The organism is Hyphomicrobium sp. D-2 (genome assembly GCF_029872155.1).
In the GTDB taxonomy this organism is placed as follows: Bacteria; Pseudomonadota; Alphaproteobacteria; order Rhizobiales; family Hyphomicrobiaceae; genus Hyphomicrobium_A.
Map to the genome: position 1 here is coordinate 858,084 of NZ_JARXLA010000002.1, position 24,062 is coordinate 882,145.

The 24,062-nt window shown below is 62.3% G+C and carries 19 protein-coding genes; 12 read left to right on the forward strand and 7 right to left on the reverse strand.

Annotation, left to right across the window (positions count from 1 at the left end; all coding sequences use genetic code 11):
- Nucleotides 1-9: 9 nt before the first annotated feature.
- From QEZ49_RS05740 to QEZ49_RS05760, 5 genes are all read left to right on the forward strand, one after another.
- Nucleotides 10-240, forward strand: coding sequence for a BolA family transcriptional regulator (locus QEZ49_RS05740; RefSeq protein ID WP_280384969.1), 231 nt, complete (start codon nt 10-12; stop codon nt 238-240).
- A gap of 157 nt (nt 241-397) precedes the next feature.
- The gene (grxD, locus tag QEZ49_RS05745; protein ID WP_280384970.1) at nt 398-754 is read left to right on the forward strand and encodes a Grx4 family monothiol glutaredoxin; all 357 of its coding nucleotides are present in this window, start codon (nt 398-400) and stop codon (nt 752-754) included.
- A gap of 339 nt (nt 755-1,093) precedes the next feature.
- Nucleotides 1,094-1,459, forward strand: coding sequence for a hypothetical protein (locus QEZ49_RS05750; protein ID WP_280384971.1), 366 nt, complete (start codon nt 1,094-1,096; stop codon nt 1,457-1,459).
- A 234-nt stretch (nt 1,460-1,693) separates the two neighbouring features.
- Nucleotides 1,694-2,983 carry a paraquat-inducible protein A gene (locus tag QEZ49_RS05755; protein ID WP_280384973.1) on the forward strand — a complete coding sequence of 430 codons (1,290 nt, stop codon included), beginning with the start codon at nt 1,694-1,696 and terminating at the stop codon, nt 2,981-2,983.
- Nucleotides 2,984-3,144: 161 nt separating this feature from the next.
- The gene (locus QEZ49_RS05760) at nt 3,145-4,782 is read left to right on the forward strand and encodes a tetratricopeptide repeat protein (RefSeq protein WP_280384975.1); all 1,638 of its coding nucleotides are present in this window, start codon (nt 3,145-3,147) and stop codon (nt 4,780-4,782) included.
- 154 nt (nt 4,783-4,936) lie between these two features.
- Here QEZ49_RS05760 and rpsD read toward each other — a convergent pair whose 3' ends face one another.
- The 3 genes from rpsD to QEZ49_RS05775 form a co-directional block, all read right to left on the reverse strand.
- Nucleotides 4,937-5,554: a 30S ribosomal protein S4 gene (gene rpsD, locus QEZ49_RS05765; RefSeq protein WP_280384977.1), complete on the reverse strand. Its 618-nt coding sequence runs from the start codon at nt 5,552-5,554 to the stop codon at nt 4,937-4,939.
- Nucleotides 5,555-5,860: 306 nt separating this feature from the next.
- Nucleotides 5,861-6,466, reverse strand: coding sequence for a hypothetical protein (locus tag QEZ49_RS05770; protein WP_280384979.1), 606 nt, complete (start codon nt 6,464-6,466; stop codon nt 5,861-5,863).
- Between the two features lie 159 nt (nt 6,467-6,625).
- A complete protein-coding gene (locus QEZ49_RS05775) occupies nt 6,626-7,837 on the reverse strand; it encodes an RNA methyltransferase (RefSeq protein WP_280384981.1) in 1,212 nt (403 codons plus the stop codon).
- 140 nt (nt 7,838-7,977) lie between these two features.
- Between QEZ49_RS05775 and QEZ49_RS05780 the strand changes: the two genes are divergently transcribed.
- Nucleotides 7,978-9,198 (forward strand): NADP-dependent isocitrate dehydrogenase, encoded by a 1,221-nt coding sequence (locus QEZ49_RS05780; protein ID WP_280384982.1) that lies wholly within the window; start codon nt 7,978-7,980, stop codon nt 9,196-9,198.
- Nucleotides 9,199-9,435: 237 nt separating this feature from the next.
- Here the strand turns inward: QEZ49_RS05780 and alaS are convergent, their stop codons facing one another.
- Together alaS and recA are read right to left on the reverse strand one after the other, a co-directional pair.
- On the reverse strand, nt 9,436-12,108 hold the full coding sequence (gene alaS, locus QEZ49_RS05785) for an alanine--tRNA ligase (protein ID WP_280384984.1): 2,673 nt from the start codon (nt 12,106-12,108) through the stop codon (nt 9,436-9,438).
- Nucleotides 12,109-12,541: 433 nt separating this feature from the next.
- The gene (recA, locus tag QEZ49_RS05790; RefSeq protein ID WP_280384986.1) at nt 12,542-13,642 is read right to left on the reverse strand and encodes a recombinase RecA; all 1,101 of its coding nucleotides are present in this window, start codon (nt 13,640-13,642) and stop codon (nt 12,542-12,544) included.
- A gap of 376 nt (nt 13,643-14,018) precedes the next feature.
- Between recA and QEZ49_RS05795 the strand changes: the two genes are divergently transcribed.
- Together QEZ49_RS05795 and QEZ49_RS05800 are read left to right on the forward strand one after the other, a co-directional pair.
- On the forward strand, nt 14,019-15,296 hold the full coding sequence (locus QEZ49_RS05795) for a TonB family protein (protein WP_280384988.1): 1,278 nt from the start codon (nt 14,019-14,021) through the stop codon (nt 15,294-15,296).
- A 182-nt stretch (nt 15,297-15,478) separates the two neighbouring features.
- On the forward strand, nt 15,479-16,363 hold the full coding sequence (locus QEZ49_RS05800) for a hypothetical protein (protein ID WP_280384990.1): 885 nt from the start codon (nt 15,479-15,481) through the stop codon (nt 16,361-16,363).
- A 101-nt stretch (nt 16,364-16,464) separates the two neighbouring features.
- Here QEZ49_RS05800 and QEZ49_RS05805 read toward each other — a convergent pair whose 3' ends face one another.
- Entirely contained in the window at nt 16,465-16,941 is a 477-nt protein-coding gene (locus QEZ49_RS05805) for a hypothetical protein (RefSeq protein ID WP_280384992.1), read from the reverse strand.
- Between the two features lie 178 nt (nt 16,942-17,119).
- Entirely contained in the window at nt 17,120-19,717 is a 2,598-nt protein-coding gene (locus tag QEZ49_RS05810; protein ID WP_280384994.1) for a PAS domain-containing sensor histidine kinase, read from the reverse strand.
- Nucleotides 19,718-19,952: 235 nt separating this feature from the next.
- On the opposite strand from QEZ49_RS05810, the gene QEZ49_RS05815 reads away from it, so the two are divergent.
- From QEZ49_RS05815 to QEZ49_RS05830, 4 genes are all read left to right on the forward strand, one after another.
- Nucleotides 19,953-20,300, forward strand: a complete 348-nt coding sequence (locus QEZ49_RS05815) for a flagellar biosynthetic protein FliO (RefSeq protein WP_280384996.1) — start codon at nt 19,953-19,955, stop codon at nt 20,298-20,300.
- A gap of 44 nt (nt 20,301-20,344) precedes the next feature.
- Complete coding sequence (locus QEZ49_RS05820; protein WP_280384998.1) at nt 20,345-20,734, forward strand: hypothetical protein; 390 nt, start codon at nt 20,345-20,347, stop codon at nt 20,732-20,734.
- Nucleotides 20,658-23,558, forward strand: a complete 2,901-nt coding sequence (locus QEZ49_RS05825; RefSeq protein WP_280385000.1) for a DUF3772 domain-containing protein — start codon at nt 20,658-20,660, stop codon at nt 23,556-23,558. Before QEZ49_RS05820 ends, QEZ49_RS05825 begins: the two co-directional genes overlap by 77 nt.
- Before the next feature lie 73 nt (nt 23,559-23,631).
- Nucleotides 23,632-24,033: a hypothetical protein gene (locus tag QEZ49_RS05830; RefSeq protein ID WP_280385002.1), complete on the forward strand. Its 402-nt coding sequence runs from the start codon at nt 23,632-23,634 to the stop codon at nt 24,031-24,033.
- The last annotated feature ends 29 nt before the right edge of the window (nt 24,034-24,062 follow it).

Below are 24,062 nucleotides of genomic sequence, written 5' to 3' on the forward strand. Positions count from 1 at the left end.
ACCATCACCATGGCCATGGACGCCGGAGAGATTGAGCGCCTCATCAAGGCCCGCTTCCCCGACGCACAGGTCGAGATCCGCGACCTCGCGGGCGACGGCGACCATTACGCTGCCCATGTTGTAACAGCCGAATTCAAGGGCAAGTCCCGCGTGCAGCAGCACCAATTGGTCTATGAGGCACTGGGTGGCCGCATGGGCGGCGAGCTTCACGCCCTGGCCCTCACTACGGGCTCAGAGTGAGCTTTCGTTTTCAGCCCGGCAGCCGGCTTCCCGGAGGGAAGTCGCCGGGCTGAAACAACATTGACTTCCCCGCGCCAATCCACACATTGCGGTCTAGAAGCGGCGTGCTGACCTTGGTCAATGGCCGCAGCGAACTCGATCATATGGAATTGTCACGATGAGCACCCCCCAGCAGGACGTTGAAGACTGGATCCGCAAGACGATCGCCGCGAACGACGTCGTGCTGTTCATGAAGGGCAACAAGAACATGCCCCAGTGCGGTTTTTCGGCTCAGGTAGACCACATCCTGCGCGCGCTGAACGTCGACTTCAAGGACGTGAACGTGATGCAGGACATGTCGATCCGTGAGGGCATCAAGACGTTCTCGAACTGGCCGACGATTCCCCAGCTCTACGTGAAGGGCGAGTTTATCGGCGGTTGCGACATCGTCCGCGAGATGCTGCAGGCAGGTGAGCTGACTGCGTTGTTCGACGACAGGGGCGTCAGCTACGACGCGAGCAAGCTGACGGCTTAATTCTCGTTGCGCTTGGCGACTGCGCTCCGCGCAGCCGGCCTCCAAGCGCGGAAGACACCAGATCGGACAAAGGGCGCCCGCGTGGCGCCCTTTGTTATTTCAGCCGTCTGAATGCGCCCGCGTATCGTTCCATCACTGAACAATCACCTCGCGAATCCGCAATTCCCGCGCATAAATCCAAACAACTCCGCACACAAACGGGAACAAATCCCGCCGCGTGACTGCGCAGTCTCACTGCACACATCATCCGTCAGACTACAGCGAAACTGTCGTTGACAACGCATTGGCCAATCATATCCATGGGCCGTTTTGCGTAGAAATCGGCGCCAGGAGACGCATATGACGCGTACGACCGCCATGCTTATGGCAGCAATTGCCGGCACACTAATCGCAGCAGGAATGACCAGCGCAATCCCCGCGTTCGCGGCGGATGACGACAAGCACTGGTACTTTGACGTCGAAAACGACTCTAACGGCACTGTGAACGAGTTCCGCACCCAGGAAGACGGTGAGTGGAGCGAGAACTGGCTGTCGAACCGCCTTGAGCCCGGCGACAAGATCAAGCTCGACTTCGAGACGGATGAAGGTCAGTGCGAGGTCCGCACCCAAATTCACCTCACCGATGGCACGTTCTTTGATGCGCCCGTCGATTACTGCAAGGCCAAGACGCTCATCATTCAGAACAATACCCTGCTTTGGAAATAGTACTCTCCGGTATTGGTATTCGCTGTGAACGAAATGGGGCCGACGCCAAATCGGCCCCACCACCAGCGGCCCGCAAAGAAATGCGCGTGGTGCGTTTCTCAGCACCTAAGCGCGTCTTGGGTTGTGGCCGATCCGAACCACCCCGTCTGCACCCACCAATCCGTTTCGCGCTGTTGAACCTGGCGCGGCCCCACTTTTGCCGCCTGTGAGCCTTTGAGTAGGCTAACGCTTTAGGTGAGCACGCCGGTCTGCAACTGGCGCGGCGAAGTTCTGCGTGTGCAGCGGCACGGAAAACTGACGAGGGACGACACAATGCGCATCGGTGGCCGGCGCTTCCTGTTGAGCTTGGCCATCATCAGCGCCGCCGTGTGCCTCGCCCTCGGCATGACGCTGCCAATTCTGCGGCTCACCAAGTTCATCTTCTGGACCAGCGAATATTCGCTGCTCTCCACCGTCGGCGTACTCGTGCAGCAGGGGCAGACATTCCTCGCCACGGTCGTGTTCGTGTTCTCGATCCTGTTCCCGGTGGTGAAGCTGCTCTACCTGCTGCTGATCTCCACCCTGCCCGCCGCAGAGTTGCGACGCCACTCACGCCGTCTGAAAGCCATTGAGTGGGTCGGCAAATGGTCGATGCACGATGTACTGGTGCTGGCGCTTACGATCTTCTTCCTGAAAAGTCAGGGCATCTACGACGCCGCCAGCCTGCCCGCGGTCTATTTCTTCACCGCCGGCGTGGCGCTGATGATCCTGTCATATGCGTGGCTGAAGACCGATGTCAGCTATGCCGCCGGACAACCGCCGCCGCTGGAAATGCCGCGCCAGCTTTCGGCCATGCGCAACTTCCTGCTCAGCTTCCTCATCATCCTGGCGACGGTATTCTTCGCCCTCGGCATCATCCTGCCGGTGATCCGCTTCACCACCGTCTATGTGTGGACCAACGAGCACTCGATCGCGACCATCATCTGGGCGCTCTATGAAAACAGCGAATACTTCCTGTGCGCCGTCGTGTTCGCGGTGTCGATCTTCTTCCCGTTCCTGAAGCTGTTCTACCTGCTGACGCTGGTGACATCGCCGGACCTATCGCCGGAGTTCCGCCGGCGCTCGTTCTCGACCATGGAATGGCTGGGCCGCTATTCGATGACCGACGTGATGGTGCTGGCGCTGATGATCTTCTACGTCAATTCGTCGGGCTATACGGAAGCCGTGGTGATGCCGGGCGTCTACTTCTTTGCGGCTTCCGCCATCATCACCATGCTCGCCTACGGCTGGGCCAACACCGTGCCACCGCGCAGCAGCGCAACCGAGGCAGCTGCCGCGTTAGCAACGGCCGATGCCCGGGATGATGCTTCTGTCGCGACATCACATGACGGCTCCCAGGCTGCCGGTTACGCTTTGCCCGAGGTTGCGTCAGCGCACGCAATGCAGCCCGCAACCACGGCTCCCACCAACGCCGCCAGTCAGGTTGTCACGCTGCCCACCAATCCCGGCCGCCGTTATCGCCCCAGCACCGAGCCAGCGGAATAACTAGCCGCCTGAACGACGTCCGCAGGCGCAACCCGGAATACATCCGTCGCCATAATGCCCAATTCTGCGTTGCAAATCGCCGACCGGAGCATAACAACAATAGTATTTTGATCAGAGCGACGACCCACACCGGTCGTGTTGCCCTCTGAGGGGAAGATACCATGTTCGATACCTTGCGCCTTTGGGCCGACTGGTTTTGGCGTTTTTTTCAAGACACCTTCGGCGCTCGACCGGACCCAGACCTCAAAGCATGGATCGAATTTGCCGCTGCGCTGATTTCCGTTGCGAGCTTTGCCAAGCTTCTCCACTGGTTCTTTGTTACCCGCAAGCGCGACGATGCGCGTGATGAAACCCTCAAAGACGTGCAACGGCAGCTTCAGGAAAGTCAGCGCCAGCAGGATGCCACTGCACGCATTGTCGATCGCCTTATCCGCCAAGCCGGGGCCACGCCTCCCGACGCCATGCAACAGCAGGCGTTGACGCAAGCGGTCGCCGACGTCGAGGCCCGCGCCGCTCAGGGCGACGCACGCATGCAGCGGGTGACCGAACTGCTGGCCGCCGGAGAGACGGATGACGCCCTTGATTTGCTGGAACAGGACGCCGAGGAAGAAGCGAAAAAGCGAGACATCGCGGCCCAGACCGCCGCGGCCCGCTTCCGGTATGTCGGTACCCTCGCGCGGCTGTCGGACCCCAGGCGGGCGCGTGTTGCGCTCGCCAAGGCCGTCGAACTCGATCCGGATAATGCCGAAGGACAGGTCGCCTATGGTCACGCAATGCTCAGAGCTGGCTCGCTGCCGGCGGCCGCCAACGCATTCGAAAAAGTGCTTTCCCTAAGTAATAAAGGTATCGATCCCCACGACGAGTTCTGGGCGCGCATAGGCCTCGGCAACGTGTTCGTTGCCGAGGGTAACCTCACCGACGCCCTCAAAGCCTTCGGCGATAGCCGCACAGTTGCAGAACGCCTCGCCAACGCCGACCCCGGCAATGCAGGATGGCAGCGCGATCTCTCCGTGTCCTACGACAATATCGGCGACGTGCTCGTTGCCCAGGGCAACCTCAACGACGCCCTCAAGGCTTACCGCGACAGCCTCGCCATCGCAGAACGCCTCGCCAACGCCGCCCCCGGCAATGCCCAATGGCAGCGCGATCTCTCCGTCTCCTACGGCCATATTGGCGACGTGCTCGTCGCCCAGGGCAACCTCACCGACGCCCTCAAAACTTTCCGTGACAGCCTCACCATCACAGAACGCCTCGCCGACGCTGACCCCGGCAATGCAGGATGGCAGCGCGATCTCTCCGTCTCCTACGACCATATTGGCGACGTGCTCGTCGCCCAGGGCAACCTCACCGACGCCCTCAGAACTTTCCGTGACAGCCTCACCATCACAGAACGCCTCGCCGACGCTGACCCCGACAATGCAGGATGGCAGCGCGATCTCTCCGTCTCCTACGACCATATTGGCGACGTGCTCGTCGCCCAGGGCAACCTCACCGACGCCCTCAGAACTTTCCGCGACAGCCTCGCCATCGCAGAACGCCTTTCCAACGCTGACCCCGACAATGCCCGTGGGCTGGTCGACCTGGCTGTGAGCTATGGCAAATTGGGCGGAGTTCATCGAGCCATGAATGATAACGAGGCGGCCTTGCGCCTGCTCAAAACAGGCCGCGGAATTATAGCCCCGCTCGCTGAGCGCACTGGCCATCCTCAATGGCGCGGGTTCCTGCAGACGTTCGACAACGATATCGCCGCGATTGAAAGCGCGGGCGCACCGAATGAAAAGGTGAAAGAAGAGACCTGAAGTCTGCAGATACGCCGCACCCATTCGCGTTGGCGGCCGGCTCTCCGGAGGAGAGTCGCCAGCGCGCAAAAAAGCACAAAACAAAAAAGGCCCCCGAAACCGGGGGCCTTTTGAAATTCGTTACAGGCGATCGGCGTGCGATCAATCCCGTCAACTAGCGCGAGTAGAACTCGACGACCAGGTTCGGTTCCATGTGCACCGGATACGGCACATCCGACAGGGTCGGCACGCGCACGTACTTGGCGGTCATGCGGCCGTGGTCGACTTCCAGATAATCCGGCACGTCGCGCTCGGCGCTCTTGACGGCTTCCAGAACCATTGGCAGCTGACGCGACTTCTCGCGCACTTCAACAACGTCGCCAACCTTGACGCGATAGCTCGACACCGTCACGCGGCGGCCGTTGACCAGCACGTGGCCATGGCTGACGAACTGACGAGCAGCGAACACGGTCGGCACAAACTTGGCGCGATACACGACGGCGTCCAGGCGGCGCTCCAGCAGGCCGATGATGAGCTCGGAGGTCGAACCCTTCATGCGCGAAGCTTCAACGTAGATCTTGTGGAACTGGCGCTCGTTGAGGTTCGCGTAGTAGCCCTTCAGCTTCTGCTTCGCCTTGAGCTGCTGACCGTAGTCGGACAGCTTCTGCATGCGGCGTTCGCCGTGCTGGCCGGGACGCGACTCACGGCGATTGATCGGGCTCTTGGGACGGCCCCAGATGTTCTCGCCGAGACGACGATCGATCTTGTACTTGGCGCGAATGCGCTTGGTCATGTAACAGCACTCCAGCGGGTTGCTTGATGTGGCTTGGAGCGCCCCCTCCTCTGCACTCACGGCCTCCGACCAGGAAGCCTTAGAGCGCCGACAGGCAGCCCCGAAAGGCCGCCACAGGTGCGCAATGAAAAACACGGGCCCGATAGTCTGGCCCGCGTCAACCGGCTTGATACAGACAGGCGGTGGCCCCGTCAACCGTCTACACCGGAAAAGACAAAGAGAAAAAGGCAGGAGAATCAGCGAGGGCGGTCAGATATCGCCCCCGTTAGCCAAGCGGCGCGCCCCCAGGACGCGCCGTATTATTAATTATTCCGCGGTGGTCTTGGGAACGACCGTGGTGGAGCCCGTCGCCGCAGCGCTGCCGCTGGCCGGCTTGTCGCTGGAAGCCAGGGCCGGGCCAGACTTCACATAGGCCGCGATCATCTCCTTGACCTTTTCCTTCTGCTCGGCGGAGCAGGTCTGGGTGTTTTTCTGGGCTTCTTCCGCGACCACGACTTCCTTGTCGGTGCCCTCGCCTTCGCCCTTCTCGACCAGCTTGATGCGGCCCGTCAGCAGCATAACCACAGTGAGGTGCAGCTGATTGATGTAGACGATCTGCTGCGGCGACCAGCGCTTGGAATCCAGATGGCGGCGCATCAGCGAATTGTGATTGTCGCCCTGCTCCTTGGCCAGACCGCAGGCCTGCGCATGGGCCGACAGACGGCCGGCGCGGATCACTTCGCGCGCAACATCAAGCGGAACCTGCACTTCATCGCGCTTGGACTTGTCGATCAGGATCGTCTCACCGTTCGGCTTGGTGAAGCGCTCCGGCGTGAGGGTCCAGGAATACTCCATGAACGTGCGCGTGGCCTTCTCGCTCAATTCCTGAGCGCTGGCGGGGGCCGACAACATTGCGGGAGCAACGGCTGCCATGCATACCAAACCCCTCCCCGCCCATTTCATGATCCGCATCTCAAAAACCGTCCCTGCTTATCTTGTTTACTTTTGGCCGCCGCCAATATGCGGTCGGCAGCAGTAATCCGCCCACTCTAGGCGCATCGCTCATCTCAAAACTTGGCCTAATAATGGCGGTCAGTTTGACCCCCTGCGGGCATCTCCCTTGCCTTTCGACAGAGTTGCAACAATGCCACGCAACGTGCGCACCTCCTGCTCGGTGGCCCCCATGCGGGTAAACATCGTGCGGATATTACGCTCGACCGTTGCACGTTTATGCGGCGGATTGAAGAACCCCATCCGCTCCAATTCCCGTTCTAAATGGGCAAAAAAGCCGAACAGCTCGTCCTTTGTGGCCGCCCGGTCGCGGCCAAGGTTGAGCCCCGCCTCCAGCGGCTTCTCATAGGTTGTAACACGACCCAAACTCTGGGCCCCGCTACCCCGCATCCACTCGTAGCCGAGGATCAGTACCGCCTGCGCGAGGTTGAGAGAGGCGAAACGAGAATTTACCGGAATCATAATAAGTGCGTCGGCGTTTGCTACTTCCGATGTCTCAAGCCCAGAACGCTCGCGCCCAAATAGAATTCCGCAGCGTTCTCCAGCCGCGATTCGGCGGCGCATCTCCTCAATGGCCTCCAGCGGCGTCATCACCGGCTTGCGCAGATCACGCTGCCGCGCCGTCGTGGCGGCCAACCAGTTGACGTCGGCGATAGCGCTGTCGAGCCCGTCATGGCTCACCGCATCATCGATGATGTAGTTGGCGCCCGATGCGGCCACACGCGCCTTTTCGTTGGGCCAGCCGTCGCGCGGCGCCACCAGCCGCAGATCATCGAGACCGAAGTTCGCCATCGCACGCGCCACCATGCCGACGTTGTCGGCAAGTTGTGGCTCCATCAGAATGACTGAAGGCGTTTCGCCCGCGCCGGCAAAAGCGCTGCCCTGCACGTTGGCGCGCCGGATGCCGTGGCGCAGCTTGCGCAGCACACGCCGGGCCCAGAACCAGTATTCCTCGCCCGCCCAGTTCCGTTCCAGCGTTTCCAGGTTCGGCGTATGCAGCACGCCTTCGCCCTGTCCCACCAGCCGGACCGCGCCATTGCCGACCACAATCTCGGCATGCCGCGCGATGAACGTGTCGAGGGTGTCGATGCCTTCCGATTCGGTGCGCCGGCGGCAGCCAGGACAGGTCGCGCCATCCGCCTCACAGCGCAGTTCGGCGCAATAGGTGAGCAGCGGCTCCAGCGTGTCGCGGTCGAGCCCCGGCATGCCCAGCTCGGCCAGCCCCACGTCGATCGTGCGTTCATGGCAGACCTGCACGACATCGCTCAGCGGCCGCCCGCTATCGCCGACCATTGGCACAGGGTGGCCTTGGGGGCCGTTCGTGATAGTAACCGTGGGACTCAAAGGGACGCCTTTGTTCTCTTGTTGCGGCGCAGCACTAACGATATGGTGCCGCGCTTAATTCCCAGCCCCGCACTCTATTCGAGGCCCCTATGCAGAAGATCAAGGTAACTGGAACCGTCGTCGAACTCGACGGCGACGAGATGACCCGCATCATCTGGAAGCTTATCAAGGACAAGCTCATCCATCCCTACCTCGACCTGCCACTCGAATACTACGACCTCTCGATCCAGAATCGCGACGCGACCAGCGATCAGGTCACCGTCGATGCCGCCAACGCCATCAAGAAGCACGGCGTGGGCGTGAAGTGCGCGACCATCACGCCTGATGAGGCGCGCGTCAAAGAGTTCAACCTGAAGGAAATGTGGAAAAGCCCCAACGGCACCATCCGCAACATCCTTGGCGGCGTCATTTTCCGCGAACCGATCATCTGCGGCAACGTCCCTCGCCTCGTGCCCGGCTGGACGCAGCCCATCGTTATCGGCCGCCACGCATTCGGCGATCAGTATCGCGCCACCGACTTTCGCTTCCCCGGCAAGGGCACGCTGACGATCAAGTTCGTCGGCGAGGACGGCGAGACGATCGAGCGCGAAGTCTACAAGTCGCCGGGCTCTGGCGTCGCGATGGCGATGTTCAATCTCGACGATTCCATTCGCGAGTTCGCGCGCGCCACGTTCAACTACGCGCTGAACCGCAACTATCCGGCCTATCTCTCAACCAAGAACACCATCCTGAAATCCTACGACGGCCGCTTCAAGGATCTGTTCCAGGAAGTGTTCGACGCCGAGTTCAAGGCCGAGTTTGACAAGCGCAAGCTGTGGTACGAGCACCGCCTCATCGACGACATGGTGGCCTCGGCGCTCAAGTGGTCCGGCGGCTACGTGTGGGCATGTAAGAACTACGATGGCGACGTGCAGTCCGACATCGTTGCGCAGGGCTTCGGTTCGCTCGGCCTGATGACCAGCGTGCTGATGACGCCGGACGGCAAGACCGTCGAAGCAGAAGCCGCGCACGGCACCGTCACCCGGCACTATCGTGAGCACGAGAAGGGCAAGGAAACTTCGACCAACTCCATCGCGTCGATCTTCGCCTGGTCGCGCGCGCTCGCCCATCGCGCCAAGCTGGATGACAACGCGGAGCTGGCAAAGTTCGCCGCCTCGCTTGAGAAGGTGTGCATCCGCACCGTCGAGTCCGGTTACATGACCAAGGATCTCGCGCTGCTGGTCGGCGATCGCCAGAACTGGCTGTCCACCACCGGCTTCCTCGACAAGGTGGACGAGATCTTGAAGGTTGAGATGGGCGTCACCGCCTGATTGATCGACGCTCGGCACATTGCGCCATCGACTCAATAAAAAAGCGGTCCGAACCATTGGCGTTCGGACCGCTTTTCCTTTGCACCGGCGACTCTCCTTCGGGGAGCCGGCCGCCGCCGGTGCCGCGCAGGGGTGTCGCCGGTGCGAAAAAACATCCCCCGCGGGCGGGTGTGCGGAGCGCAGTCGCCAGCGCTAACTAAAATGCGCAAGCGGAGTCGCTGGCGCAAAACAAAAACCTTACGCCGAGGCGAGCACAGCCTCGATCGCCTCCAGCGCCGCGCCGGCCTTGGCACCATCCGGGCCACCGGCCTGCGCCATGTCCGGACGGCCACCGCCGCCCTTGCCGCCAAGCGCTTCTGCTCCGGCCTTGACCAGATCGACAGCGCTCAGTGACGCGGTGAGATCAGCGGTAACGCCAACCGCAAGTCCGGCCTTGCCGTCTTCCGTGACGCCGACAATGGCGACGACACCGGAACCGACCTGCTTTTTGCCCTCATCGATCAGGCCACGCAGATCCTTCGGATTGAGCCCCTGTACCGTGCGCGCCAGCAGCTTCACCTTGCCGACATCGCGCACCGCATCGCCAGCCCCCTGCGCGCCACCACCACCGCCGCCGCTCAGCGCAAGCTGCTTCTTGGCTTCCGCCAATTGACGCTCAAGCTGCTTGCGCTCATCCACCAGCGCCTTCACGCGCTCGGCCACATCTTCCGGCCGCACGTGCAGGGCCGACGCAATTTCGCGCACGCGCGCTTCATGCTCGGACAGATAACCGCGCGCCGCGTCCGCCGTCAGCGCCTCGATGCGGCGAACACCCGCTGCACTACCGCTTTCAGCAACGATCTTGACGAGGCCGATGTCGCCCGTGCGCTTCACATGCGTGCCGCCGCACAGCTCCACCGACCACGCCTTGTTGGCGTTCGGGCCTGCATCGCCCATCGCGACCACGCGCACTTCATCGCCATACTTCTCGCCGAACAGCGCCATCGCACCAGACTGCATGGCATCTTCCAGCGCCATCAGACGCGTTTCAACGGCTGAGTTCTGCAGCACAATGGCGTTGGCGCGCGCTTCAACTTCAGCGAGTTCTGCTTCCGCCATCGGCTTCGTGTGCGAGAAGTCAAACCGCAGCCGCCCAGGCGAAACCATCGATCCCTTCTGCGCCACGTGCGAACCCAGCACCTGCCGCAACGCTTCATGCAGAAGATGCGTCGCGGAGTGATTGGCGCGCGTGGCCGACCGCTTGTCGTGATCGACCGTCAGATCGACCGTCTCGCCGTTCTTGAAGCTGCCGACCTCCATCTTGCCGACATGGACGAACACGCCGCCCGCCTTCTTCAGCGTATCGGTGACGCGGAACAACGCGCCCTGCGGCCCGGCGATGACGCCAACATCGCCAACCTGACCGCCGGATTCGCCATAGAACGGCGTCTGGTTGACGATGACCGCACCGTCATCGCCCGCGCTTAGCGCAGCAGCGGCCTTGCCATCCTTCACCAACGCGACGATCTCGCCCGCAGCCTGCTCGGTGTCGTAGCCGAGGAACTCGGTGGCGCCGGTCTTCTCCGCGATCTCAAACCAGATCGATTCCGTTGCCGCCTCGCCCGAGCCCTTCCACGCCTTGCGCGCTTCGGCTTTCTGGCGCTGCATCGCGGTTTCAAAGCCCTTCGTGTCGACGCTGATCGAGCGGGCGCGCAGAGCGTCCTCGGTCAGGTCGAGCGGGAAGCCGAAAGTGTCGTAGAGCTTGAACGCGGTTTCGCCGGAAAGCACGTCGCCCGCGTTGAGTTCGGACGTCGCGTCACCGAGCAGCCCGAGGCCCTTTTCAAGCGTTCTCTTGAAGCGCTTTTCTTCCAGCAGCAGCGTTTCGGCAATCAGCGGCTGAGCGCGCTGCAGCTCGTGATAGGTGTCGCCCATCTCATGCACGAGCGAGGGCACCAGGCGATGCATCAGCGGTTCCTGCGCGCCGAGCAGGTGCGCGTGGCGCATGGCGCGGCGCATGATGCGGCGGAGCACGTAGCCGCGGCCTTCATTTGAAGGCAGCACGCCATCGGCAATGAGGAAGCTGGAAGCGCGCAGATGGTCGGCGATCACGCGGTGCGAAGCGCGATGCTCACCCGTCGCGGGCACACCCGTTGCCTGTACGGAAGCGGCGATCAGCGCCTTGAACAGATCAATGTCATAGTTGTCGGTGACACCCTGCAACACCGCAGCAACGCGCTCCAGACCCATGCCGGTATCGACCGACTGCTTCGGCAGCGGAATGCGCTCGCCACCCGGCAGTTGCTCGAACTGCATGAAAACGAGGTTCCAGATTTCGACGAAACGGTCGCCGTCCTGATCGGGCGAGCCGGGCGGGCCGCCGAAAATGTGCTCGCCGTGGTCGTAGAAAATTTCCGAGCACGGACCGCACGGGCCGGTGTCACCCATCTGCCAGAAGTTGTCGTTGGTGGGGATGCGGATGATTTTCTCATCGGCAAAGCCCGTCACCTTCTTCCAGATATCGAAGGCTTCGTCGTCAGTGTGATAGACGGTGATGGTCAGGCGCTTGGGATCGAGCGCGAAGTCCTTCGTCAGCAGCTCCCAAGCCAGCGGGATCGCATCGGCTTTGAAGTAGTCGCCGAACGAGAAGTTGCCGAGCATCTCGAAGAAGGTGTGATGGCGCGCGGTATAGCCGACATTATCGAGGTCGTTGTGCTTGCCGCCCGCGCGCACGCACTTCTGCGATGACGCCGCGCGCATATAGGGGCGCGTCTCCTGCCCGGTGAACACGTTCTTGAACTGCACCATGCCCGCGTTGGTGAACATCAACGTCGGATCGTTGCGCGGCACCAGCGGCGACGAGGGCACCGCCTCATGGCCGTTGCGGGTGAAAAAGTCGAGAAACGCGCGGCGGATGTCGTTGGCGGAGGCCATGGGTCGCTTTCGAAATAGAGCTTGCAGCGTACGCCCCCATCGTCTGCGACAGGGCGCCGATATTCCGGCCTATCCGTCGCGGATCGGAAGGCTCAATGTCAAGCGGCTAAGGTGCGGTCCGGGATGTCGCACCCACAATCCCGGCGCCCTTTTCCGATCCTCATGCCGCCGGTTCCCCAGCGCCGCCGGGGTGCGCCCGTGAAGCCCTGCCCCTCGTGGCACGAGCAAGGCATCCGAGAAAGTGCATTCCCGCAGCGCTCGGCACTCATGCCGTAACGCGCCGAACCGAGCTTGCGGCCCCTGCCCCGGCAGCGCCCCGCTTCCAATCAGACTGGAGGCCGCAAGCGGGCGTCAGCAATGCATGACGCCCCGCGCTCCAAGCAACCGGCAGTCCCTATTCTGGAACGGCCCTCACGACAGCAGCTGAACGGACTTACCGCTTGCCCCGACCGGGCTTGGCGGGACTGTCCTCCTCGTCCGGAAGCACGCCATCCTCATCGGGCTCTTCCCCTTCGGCGTCAGGCTCTTCCTCGGCGAGCAGTTGCTCTTCGAGCAGGCCTGCATTGGCGCGAACCGCCTTTTCAATCGCGTTGGCCACCTTCGGGTTATCTTTGAGGAAGGTCTTGGCATTCTCGCGCCCCTGACCGATCCGCTCACCGTCGAAAGAGATCCAGGCGCCGGATTTTTCAACCACCTCGGCCTTCACGCCCAGGTCGATCAATTCGCCGACCTTGGAAATGCCCTGGCCGTACATGATGTCGAACTCGACCTGCTTGAACGGCGGCGCCACCTTGTTCTTCACCACCTTCACGCGGGTCTGGCTGCCCACCACCTCATCGCGTTCCTTGATCTGGCCAATGCGGCGGATATCGAGGCGAACCGAGGAATAGAACTTCAGCGCATTACCGCCGGTGGTCGTTTCCGGATTGCCGAACATGACGCCTATCTTCATGCGGATCTGATTGATGAAGATCACCATGCAGCCGGTCTTGGAGATGGAGCCGGTGAGCTTGCGCAGCGCCTTGCTCATCAGGCGTGCCTGCATGCCCGGCTGCATGTCGGCCATCTCGCCTTCCAGCTCGGCCTTGGGTGTCAGCGCAGCGACGGAGTCAATGACAAGCACGTCAATCGCGCTGGAACGCACCAGAGTATCGGCGATTTCCAGCGCCTGCTCGCCCAGATCGGGCTGAGAAATCAGCAGATCCTCGACCTTCACGCCCAGCTTGCGCGCATAGACCGGATCAAGTGCGTGCTCAGCATCGACAAAGGCGCACATGCCGCCGCGCTTCTGGCTTTCAGCAATCACGTGCAGCGCCAGCGTGGTCTTGCCCGACGATTCCGGCCCGTAGATCTCAACGATGCGGCCCTTGGGCAGGCCGCCGATGCCGAGCGCAATATCGAGCCCCAGCGAGCCGGTTGAAATGGCTTCGACATCAATCGAATGGTCGTTTGCGCCCAGGCGCATGATCGACCCTTTGCCGTGCAGCTTCTCAATTTGTGAGAGCGCAGCTTCGAGCGCTTTCTTCTTGTCCATCCCACCCCCGTCGACGGCCCCGATCTGGCCGGCTTGTCATCCCGTGCGGACCTATATGGCAACACCGCCCCGCACTCAATTTCGACTCAAACGTACCGCTTTTGTTCTCATCTGTCGAGAGTGGTATATCCCGCCACAAAATTTCCCGTCCCGAGCTAGGCCGCGCATGCGGATAGCCGACAACACAGCGGCATCCAACCAACATGCCGCATAGCCACACCGCAGGCGGCGGCTGACAGCTAGCCACTTGTTCTGCCTGTGTTGCGTTGCCAAATGGCCGCAAACGGAACAGCGCAGGCGCGCTAGAATGCAAGCAGGCTGATATGCCGATTCGGGAGCCGCTGGCGGCGGAACCGGACGCGGCAAGGGACAGGGCGTGACGAAGGACGACATCGCCGTTGACGCTACCGCGCAACAGACGCCAGGCCTTGAGCCAACGTCTGCGGCGGCGATACCGCATGTCGAAAAACTATCGGCAGCAGTTGCCAGCGACGATGCTGCTGAAGGTGGAACATCGCAAACAGCCAAGGTCGCCGCCGCCATCATCGCGGAGAGCACCTCACCGAAGCTGGACGCACCCCAACCGACCGAGCCGTCCGAGCCGCCGCGTCAGATGGACAGGCCCACGGATGCGGCCGATGCCAATCGGGCGGCAGCGGATGAACCCGAGAAGGCAACAGCCACCGAACCACCCGCCGATACTACCCTCATCGGCGCGCTCAATGCCGACGAGCGGCTGCGCGCGGATCAGGTCCGGAGCGAACGCACGCTGTGGCTCAGCGCGCTGTTCGTCACCCTCATTTATGTGTCTCTATTTGCGGCCCAGTTTCTGAACCTCGGCGGCCTCGCTGGCATCGAGCAGGAACTGGCCGAACAGCAGCGTCAGCGCGAACGGATGGGTCAGGGCGCCGAATCGATCAGCGTCGAGCTGGTGCCGGAACCCGATTTCAACGCCAAAACTGAAAAATGGAACGACGGCGCCAATCAGCCGCCGCTGCCGGTGCCGCCGCAACCGCAGCAACAGCCCACTCCGCCAACGCCGCCCATCGAACAGGCGCAGCCGGTCGAAACGCCGCCTGAACAGCAGCCGCCGACCGAGGAGCAGCCGGAGGAAAACGCCGAGAAGGAACCTGAGCAGGAAAAGGAGCCCGAGCGGGAAGACGAGAAGGAACGCGAGGCCGAAAACAAGCAGGAAGAGCCGCGCGAAGCACAGCGTGAAGAACCCTCGCTGTCGTCACTTGAAGCAATGTTGGACGCGGCCGCGAACGATCTGTCGGAGCAGGTCACGGCCTATTACGATCGCAAGCCACGCCGTCCCCGCCCGCAACCGCAACAGCAGGCGATGCATTCCGGTGGCGGCATGCAGGTACGTGGTACCGGAGCAGGTGGCAAATCCGACGCCTTCAACAAGGCTGTGATCGACGCCCTGATGAAAACGCGGCCCGGTCCGTTCGCCATGTGGGGACGTGTGCTGGTCACCTTCCAGATTACCCAGCAGGGCGATCTGCTCTACGTGCGCGTGCTCCACTCCAGCGGCAACAAGGCGCTGGACGATGCGGCGGTCAATGCGATTCACCGCGCCAAGTTCATCAAGCCGCCCGCCGGGCTCTCACCCGACGCACGCACCTACATCATCGACTACATCTTCGGCTGACGGCCGGCCCCTGCGCCCGTGCCACCGCGCCGCCAAAATGCGCAGCGCATAGGCGCGTAGCACGACACACGCACGCGCAACCTCAGGCTGATGTTGGCCCGTGTCACCAATGCCACAACTAATTGATCGCAGATCAGACAGAGTGGGGAAACCGGTGGGTATCCTGTTGAAGGACTCTTGAAATGCGCTCAGCTGCCTTTGCGTGCGGACTGTCGATTCTGATGGCCTGCTCCGCGCATGCCGACGGCGTAAGCACAACCATTTCATCGGCCAAACCCGGCCCATCGGGCTGGCAATTTAATTTCACGCCCTACGGCTGGCTGACCTGGGTGGACGGCAACGCGACGGTTCGCGGCCGTGACTTTTCCGTGCAGCAGAACCCCGGTCAGGTGTTGAGCGATCTCGAAGGCGTCTGGATGAGCTACATGGAGGCCAAGCGCGGCGCCATCACGCTGTTCTCCGACGTCATCTATGCCGATATCGGCAACAGCAGCTCGTTCGCCCGCTCGCGCTCGGTCACGCCCCACATCAATGGCTCAGTCGGCGGCGCAGTGCGCAGCGACTACAGCTTCTGGATCGTGGAAGCAGGCTTCATGTACGAGACCAACCGCTACAAGTGGGGCAACTCCTCCGCTGAGACGGACACCACGCTCGATCTGCTCATGGGCCTGCGTTACTGGCATCAGGATCTCGACGTAAATCTTTCGCTCGCCGGTAACGCAAACATCGATGGACTGGTTGTATCGGGCGCCGGCGCCTGGGCCCGTTCCGGCAGCGTCAGCTGGGTCGATCTGTTTATGGGAGCGCGCCTGACGCACACGCCGACTCCGGGCCATGAGCTGGCGCTGCGGGGTGATTTCGGCGGCTTCGGCTGGGGCAGTCAGTTCACTTGGCAGCTTATCGGCACTTACTCCGCCTACCTTGGCAGCCACTCCGGCATCGATTTCAATAGCTACCTTGGCTACAAGGCGCTGTCCGTCGATTATGATCAGGGCGTCGGCCATCGCCGCTATGAGTTCGACGTGATCCAGCACGGCCCCGTCATCGGTCTCACCGGCAAATTCTAAGCCGCGCTTTTATAAATCTGCGCGCGCGTGCGTGCGGTACACACACGTGTGTAGGCCTGCGCTGTTGTGTGCGCGCCGGCCAACGCAGCGACTTTCGAACTTCAGCGACGACCCTTCACCGGCACCCAGTCCGGATGATCGAACTCGGTAGGGTACTTCTCCAGCACCGCATCGATCTGCAGCATGCCATCCGCCGGGTCAGCGCCGGGCTGCTTGCCTTCAACCTCATCCGCGCCAGCTTCAATCTCGGACAAGCGTTCGCTCAGTCGCTCCAGCGCTTCACCGGAAAGCTTGGTCTGCTGGCGGATCTTGGTCGCTTCCGCATGAACCTTGCGGGCAAATTCCACCCCTTGCTCAGGCGTCATGCTGCGGTGAACAGCCAAAGCATGGTTGGCCTTCACCAGATCGCGGATGGCATCCATGCCATCGCGCACCGGCTCATCAGTCGGCAACGGCGCAATGGCAAAACCGGCGCGTGGCACGATCTTCTGCGTCGTCTGCGCATGGGCAACGGTGAGCGGCGCCGTCGAAGCAAGCGCGGCTAGCAACAGGAAGGCAAGCGGTCTGGATCTCTGCATGGCATCCAACTTAACACATGGGAGCTGCTCCGCTTCCGATAGAATCAGGAACCGACCCCCGCTGATGGCTTGATCGTGCGTCTTATCGGAAATCCGGTCCAGACTTTTTCCGGCGGTGCGCTGACTATGGTCAGCTTCGTACCCTATCGGTCCGAAGCGTGAGCCATCGGTCCTGTCGCTAGGTTCGCGACAGCTCTTCCTTCACCTTCGCCGCCAACTGCGGAAGCGAGAACGGCTTGGGCAGGAAAGCAAAATCCTCATCCCCCAGCGCCGACTTGAAGGCCTCGTTGGGATAGCCCGAAACAAAAATGATCTTCAGTTCGGGGTTGTCCTTGCGCAGTTCCTTCAGCAGCGTCGGGCCGTCCATCTCGGGCATCACCACGTCCGAAACCACGATGTCGATCTTGCCCTTGTTGCGCGCCATCACCTCAAGCGCTTCCACACCGCTGCCAGCCTCAAGCACCTTGTAGCCCTGGCGCTTCAACGCCCGCGCCGCGAAGTTGCGGACAACCTCTTCGTCTTCCACCAGCAGCACACGGCCGGTGCCGGTGAGATCGGTCGCCTTGGGTTCAGGCTTTGAACGCTGCAGCGTCTTCGGAGCCGTATCTTCGTCGGCGTGGTAGCGCGGCAGGTAAATGCGGAACGTGGTGCCCTTGCCCGCTTCGCTGTCCGGATAGATGTAGCCACCCGATTGCTTCACCATGCCGTAAACGGAAGCGAGACCGAGGCCTGTGCCCTTGCCAACCGGCTTGGTGGTGAAGAACGGCTCGAAGATCTTCTCCATCACTTCGCGGCTCATGCCCTCGCCGGTGTCAGCCACTTCAATGAGCACATACTCGCCGGGCTTGAACTCGCGCAGCTCGAATTTCTGCGTCTCACGCTCGGACACATTGCGCGCGCTGATGGTGATGGTGCCGCCGTTCGGCATTGCGTCCTTGGCGTTACCCGCAAGGTTGTAGAGCGCCTGCTCGAACTCGTGCCGATCGACCATCACGTTCCACAGATCGGGAGCGGATTCGATTTTCAGATCACACTTCTCGCTGACGATACCCTTGAGCAGGTTCACCTGATCCGTCAGCACCGCGCCCAGATTGATGATCTCGTTCTGCAGGGTCTGCTGACGGGCCAGCGCCAGCAGCTTGCGCACCAGTTCCGCCGCGCGGTTCGCGCTCGCCTTGATGCTGGTGATGTCCTTGTAGGCAACGTCCTTCGGCCGATGCTGGGCCAGCAGCATGTCGGAGAAGCCGAGAATGGCCGTCAGCATGTTGTTGAAGTCGTGCGCGATGCCGCCAGCCAGCTTGCCGACAACTTCCATCTTCTGGCTCTGGGCGTAGCGTGCTTCGAGCGCCTTCTGTTCCGTTGCGTCGACGACGTAGAGCAATGCTGCTTCACGCGCGCCGCCATCGGCAAACGGGCTCATGAACACGCGGGTCACGTGATCGTTCTTCGGCCCAGCGCTGATCTCGACCGGCGTGTTGTAAATCCGCCCGGAGATAACCCGCTTCAGGCCTTCATCCACCGCAGTGCGGGTTTCAGCGTTCGTGGCGCGCGTCAGCGCATCGAGCGCCAGCGTGCCGGTTGCAGCGGCGCCATCCAGCACCATGCGGCAGAACGCGGAGTTGGCGGAAACGATGCGCCCATCCGATCCGATCATGGCGATGCCGAACGGTGCGGAGCGGAAGAAGCGCGCAAAACGGGCACCGGCCGCAGCTTCGTCCTCAAATTCCGCCGCGCCTTCACCGGCCAGATTCACTGCCGCAATCGTGAGGCCTTCATTGTCGGGAGCTGCACGCGCCACCAGCCGGACCGGCATAAGATGGCCGTCCTCACGCACCAGATCGATATCCAGCGGGCGTGGCTCCTGCGCCGCCGTCGAGTTAGCGGTCAGCCGGGCGACCAGCGCCGCGCCATCACCGGCGGTGATGTCGGCAAGCGTCAGGCCATTGTCTTCAACCGCGCGCTGCGAACGGCCAATCCACCGCGCCAGCGTTGCGTTGACATGCACGAGCTTGCCATCGGCGGCCACCGACGCAAGGCCAACCGGGGCGTCGTCAAAGCCGGCCAGTTCATCTTCAACGCGGGCAACGCGCTGTGCTTCACGTTCGCGCTCGGCGCTAACATCGGTGACGCGCCAGAGCACCGCGCGCTGTCCGCCATCGCGCGCTACCGGGCTGACAGCGAGCTGCAGCGTGCGCACTTCATCGCCCGCATCCGTGGTTGTGTCGTCGGGGAAGTCGAGTGCGAACTCTTCGCTCAGCGTCTCGCCCCGTTCAGCCGCGCGCGTCAGGCGGAACAGCGCCGCGCTGGCAATCGCGTTGCCTGCCAGCTTCTGCTGCAGAGCCAGCCGGCCATCGCGCTCGCCATCACCGACGAAGCGCTCGAATGCGGGATTGACGTACAGCGGCTCGCCATCGACACCGGTCACCATCAGGCCTACGGCGGAGCTGTCGGTTGCAGCCTTCACCACATCGGCAACTGCGGTCGGCTGCCCGATGCGGATGTATCCGGCGCTGTAGGCGAGAAGGAAGAAAAGTCCGAGGGCGGCCAGCGCAACCAGCATGCCCGCGAGCACAGGAGCGCCGAGCCCGCCAGCGACAACACCGACCGCGAGCAGACCGCCGGCGGCGATCGCACCAATGGTTGTCAGATTGCCGCCCAGTCCCTGCATCGTATTGATGGCTTCGAAGGGCGCGGACGGCAGCTCGATGGCGTCGTGCTCACGCATACGAAGGGAGGCTACCTGATTCTGGGAAGGGGTGGCGTGGGTCGCCTGCATGGCCGCTATACTCTGATACGCATTACACACAAAAAGCTTCGCGCCGATCACCAAAGGGCCTTGAAAAGCCCTGATTTATTGCTTTGCCAACGTCTCGGATCACTGCGCTTGCCCGGTAAACAGTTCGATCATTAGGGTTAAGATCGCATGAACCGGCTGCAGAAAGCGCCAGATTTGGAAACAGCGATTCAAATTCTGTCAACGATCTAACTGCCTTATGCGCATCGGATAAGAAATGACTGAACTTCTCTTGCGCGTCCTCGCGTTCGCCCTTCTCGCCGCTGGCGTGGTCGCCGCCGCATGGGTGGTACGTAAATCCCGCAACCCGCGCTTCTCGGCTCTATTCACTGCCAAGCCGACACGCCGCATCGAGATCGTGGAGCAGGCCATCGTTGACCCCAAGCGCCGCCTGCTACTCATTCGCCGCGACGGAATAGAGCACCTGATAATGACCGGTGGCCCGGTGGACATCGTGATCGAAAGCGGTATCGATGGGCCCCAGCCGAGCAGTTCCAGCCTCGCCATCGAAAGGGCATCGCAGTCCACGCGCCCGCCTCACCTCCTCGGAGAAGCCGCCGAGTGACCATTCTCCCCCATGTCGTTCATTTCCCGGTCGAGAGAGCTTTGATGCCCAGTCCGCTAGCGAAGCCAACCCGGTCTCAAACGGGTTATCTGCCGTTGGTGCTGTCGCTGGGCATGCTGCTGCTGGCGCTAGTTGCCAGCGGAACTGCAAACCCTGCGCTGGCGCAGACGCCTCCTGCTGCCGCAACGAATGGCCAACAACAACAGCCCGCAGCCGCTCCGGCGCAGCCGGTTCAACAGCCGCAGTCCCCACCACCTGCCATCGCCCCGACGCCGGGTGCCGCCACGGTCACGCAGCAGCAGATCGCGCCAACCGCTAGTCCACCGGCTCCCGCCGCAGCGCCTCAAGCGCCGCCGGTTGCATCCGATCCCGCGCAGCAACCCCACAGGTCCCCGGCTGCGCCTCAGGGCACAACCACAAGCTGGACCGGCTAACGGTCAGCAACAGCAGCCGGACCCCGGCGAAACCGCTCCTCCTCCCGCAGCGGGCCACGCCGGCCAGGCACCGGCACCCGTACAGCCGACAACGCCTGCGCCCGCTCCAGCACCCGCCGCCGCCGCACCTGCCCCTGCCCCTGCCGCAACACCGGCACCTGCGGCCGAAGTAACGCCACCGCCATCGGTCGAAGAGCTTCTCAAGCCCGTTAACGCGCTTTCAGGCGCTATCGACGCCGCTGAGAAAAACCTCGAACAGTCGCCCGGCACCCAGAAAGAACTGGCCACGCTGCGCACGGGAATCGAGAAGCTCGAAACGAAAGCGCGCAGCTCCGCCGAAGCGCTCAAGCCGCGCCTGGAGGAAGTGCGCTCGCAGATCGACAAGCTCGGCAAGGCTCCCGGCGCTGAAGATCCGCCCGAAGCGCCTGATGTTGCCGCCGAGCGCCAGCGTCTCAACGGTCTGGCCGCGCAGATCGATGGCGCCATCAAGAAAGCCGCGCTGATTGAGGAGCGCGCCCGCCAGCTCATCAGCCGTGTGCAGAACGCGCGCTCCGGCATCTTCACGCGCTTCCTGTTCAGCCAGACCGACACGCCGCTGCAATGGCGCGTATGGCAACAGGCCGGCAAGCAGCTTCACCTTGCGCAACGCCAGCTCGGCTACATTTTCGGCAACTGGTGGGAAGCGGCCAAGCTCAGCCCGCTGTCCTTGCTCGGCATCATCGCCTCTACGGCGGCGCTGTTTGCCGGCCTCTATTTTCTGGTCATCCATACGATCCGTCGTCGCCTCGACCGTGGCGGTGGCAGCAATCCGTCACTGCCTGAACGCGCCGCCATGGCTTCCTGGGTGGCGCTTGCGTATGCGCTGCCACCCACGGCGGCGCTGGCGCTGCTCTATGCCGGTCTGGACGAACTGGGGCTGCTCTATTGGCAGGTTGCGCGCATCGCGCAGGCTACAGTGTTGCCGATCATTATCGTCATCGGCGTGCTGTCTATCAGCCGCGCGCTGCTGCAGCCCAACCGGCCACGGTGGCGCCTGTTCAACATTTCCGATTCCAGCGCGCGCACAGTAAACTTGGCCGTTCTGGGCATTGCCAGCGTGTTCGCGCTCGATCATCTGGCCAGCAGCCTGGTGCGGATTCTGTCGCTGCCGCTGTCCACCAGCATCGTTTCGGCGTTTATCGCCAGCCTGCTCTACGCGGTGTTCCTGCTGGTCATCGTGCGCACGCCCCTCGGGCCACCGAGCAACGCCCCCGGCGCGCCCATCGCACGTTGGCAACCGATCTGGCTGAAAGTGCTGTTGATCGCGCTGGCGGTGGTTCTCATCGGCACGGCGATGCTGGGCTTTGTGTCGCTGGGCCGCTTCATCACCACCCAGATTCTCACTACCGGCGCGGGGATCCTGCTAACCGGCGTGCTTTACATCGCCATACGATGGATTGCCCCTACGCCGAGCGGCGACACGCGGGGCATGAACGAATATATCGGCCAGCGGCTCAAACTGGACGATTTCGGGCGCGGTCAACTCGCACGCATTCAGCGCGGCGTACTGATCGTCATGCTGTTTGCCGCTACGCTGCCGCTGCTGATGCTCTCATGGGGTTTCACCGGCGCGGAGATCGCAAGCTGGGCCCGCGCAGCCATCTTCGGCTTCGAAGCTGGCGGATTGCGCATTTCTCTGGCGCGTATTCTTGCAGCGGTAGCTTTGTTCGCCGCGCTGCTGGCACTAACCCGCATCGTGCAGCGCTGGCTTGCCAAGGAGGCCCTCTCCGAAGGCCGGATGGAAGCAGGCCTAGCCAATTCCATCTACACCGGCGCCGGCTACATAGGTTTTGCCGTCGCGGCTCTGGCGGCTATTTCCTATGCCGGGTTCGATATCACCAGCCTCGCTATCGTCGCCGGTGCGCTTTCTGTCGGTATCGGTTTCGGTCTCCAGTCCATCGTCAACAACTTCGTCTCCGGCCTCATCCTGCTGGTTGAGCGGCCGATCAAGGTTGGCGATTGGGTGAAGCTGAAAGAAGGCCAGGGCTACGTACGCCGCATTGCTGTGCGTGCCACCGAAATCGAAACTTTCGATCGGGCCAGCCTCATCGTTCCAAACTCGCAGCTGATCTCGCAGACGGTCGACAACCTCACCCACCGCAACCTGCTCGGCCGGTTGTCGATCGGCGTGCGGGTTTCGTATTTCGCCGATCCAGACCACGTCATGCGCGTGCTGCAGCATGTGGCCGAGAAAAGCACGCTTATCCTGCGCCACCCGCCGCCGTTCGTCGTGCTGGAAAACCTGGGCGACAACGGCATGGACTTCAGCCTGCGCGTCTATCTGGCCGACATCAACAAATCGCTTGGTGCACAGACAGAGCTGCGGGCCGAAATCGTCCGGGCCCTGCGCGCGGAAGGCATCAACATTCCGTTTGCGTCCGCGCTTGCAGGCCACGCCACCATCGATACGCCCGCTGGCCGTACCTTCATCGAGATTGGCGTCGCCCATGACAGCGACCCCGATGAAGTGCTCAAGGCGCTGCGGGAAGCTGCTGTGCGCGGCGATGATGAGTGCAACGATATCCACATCGCCTTCGAGGATATCGCCGAAAACGCTCTCATTTTCTCGCTGTCGGTACCTGTTGCGGAAGGCGTCCATGCGGGCGCGGTGCGCAGCGAACTGCGTACGCAGGCGGTCAAATGTCTGCGCGAACGCGGCATTTCGCTGGCCAGTCCGCAACGCTCGATCCGTCTGCGCGATCTCGACGACCTGCGGTCAGCAATGGCACGCCGCAACGCTGAAAACGCGATGGGTTTCAGCAATGACAAGCCCGATGGCGAGTGAGAGCAACCGCCACCTGCTTTGACGGCATGCGGCAGACAACAGTGAAACACTGACACGGGATCAATCGGCAATCATGCGTATCGTTCTGGCATTCGCTTTCGCCGTGATGACCGCAACAACGGCGACGAGCGCCGCTGAGGTAGCGATCCCGGAGCGCTACCACGGTTCATGGCAGCCGACTGAAATGGGAACGCCTCCTGGCTGCGCTGCCAATGACGCCGACATTCGCATCCGCATCAACACGAACACTGTGGATCTGCACGAAGGTCAGTGCACCGTGCGCGAGGCGGCGACGCAGGACGATAATTCGGTGCAGGTTCGCAGCGATTGCGGGCAGGAAGATTCGGCCTGGGCTGCGGACGAGCAATGGTCGCTCGCGCCCGATGCCGATGGCAGCGAGAGCTATCTCGTCATCGCAGGCCGCTCAGCTGCAACGGGCGACTATCGTTACGTCTATGGACGCTGCACCGAGTAAGTCGGCGGCCGCCACAAGCACACACCTCA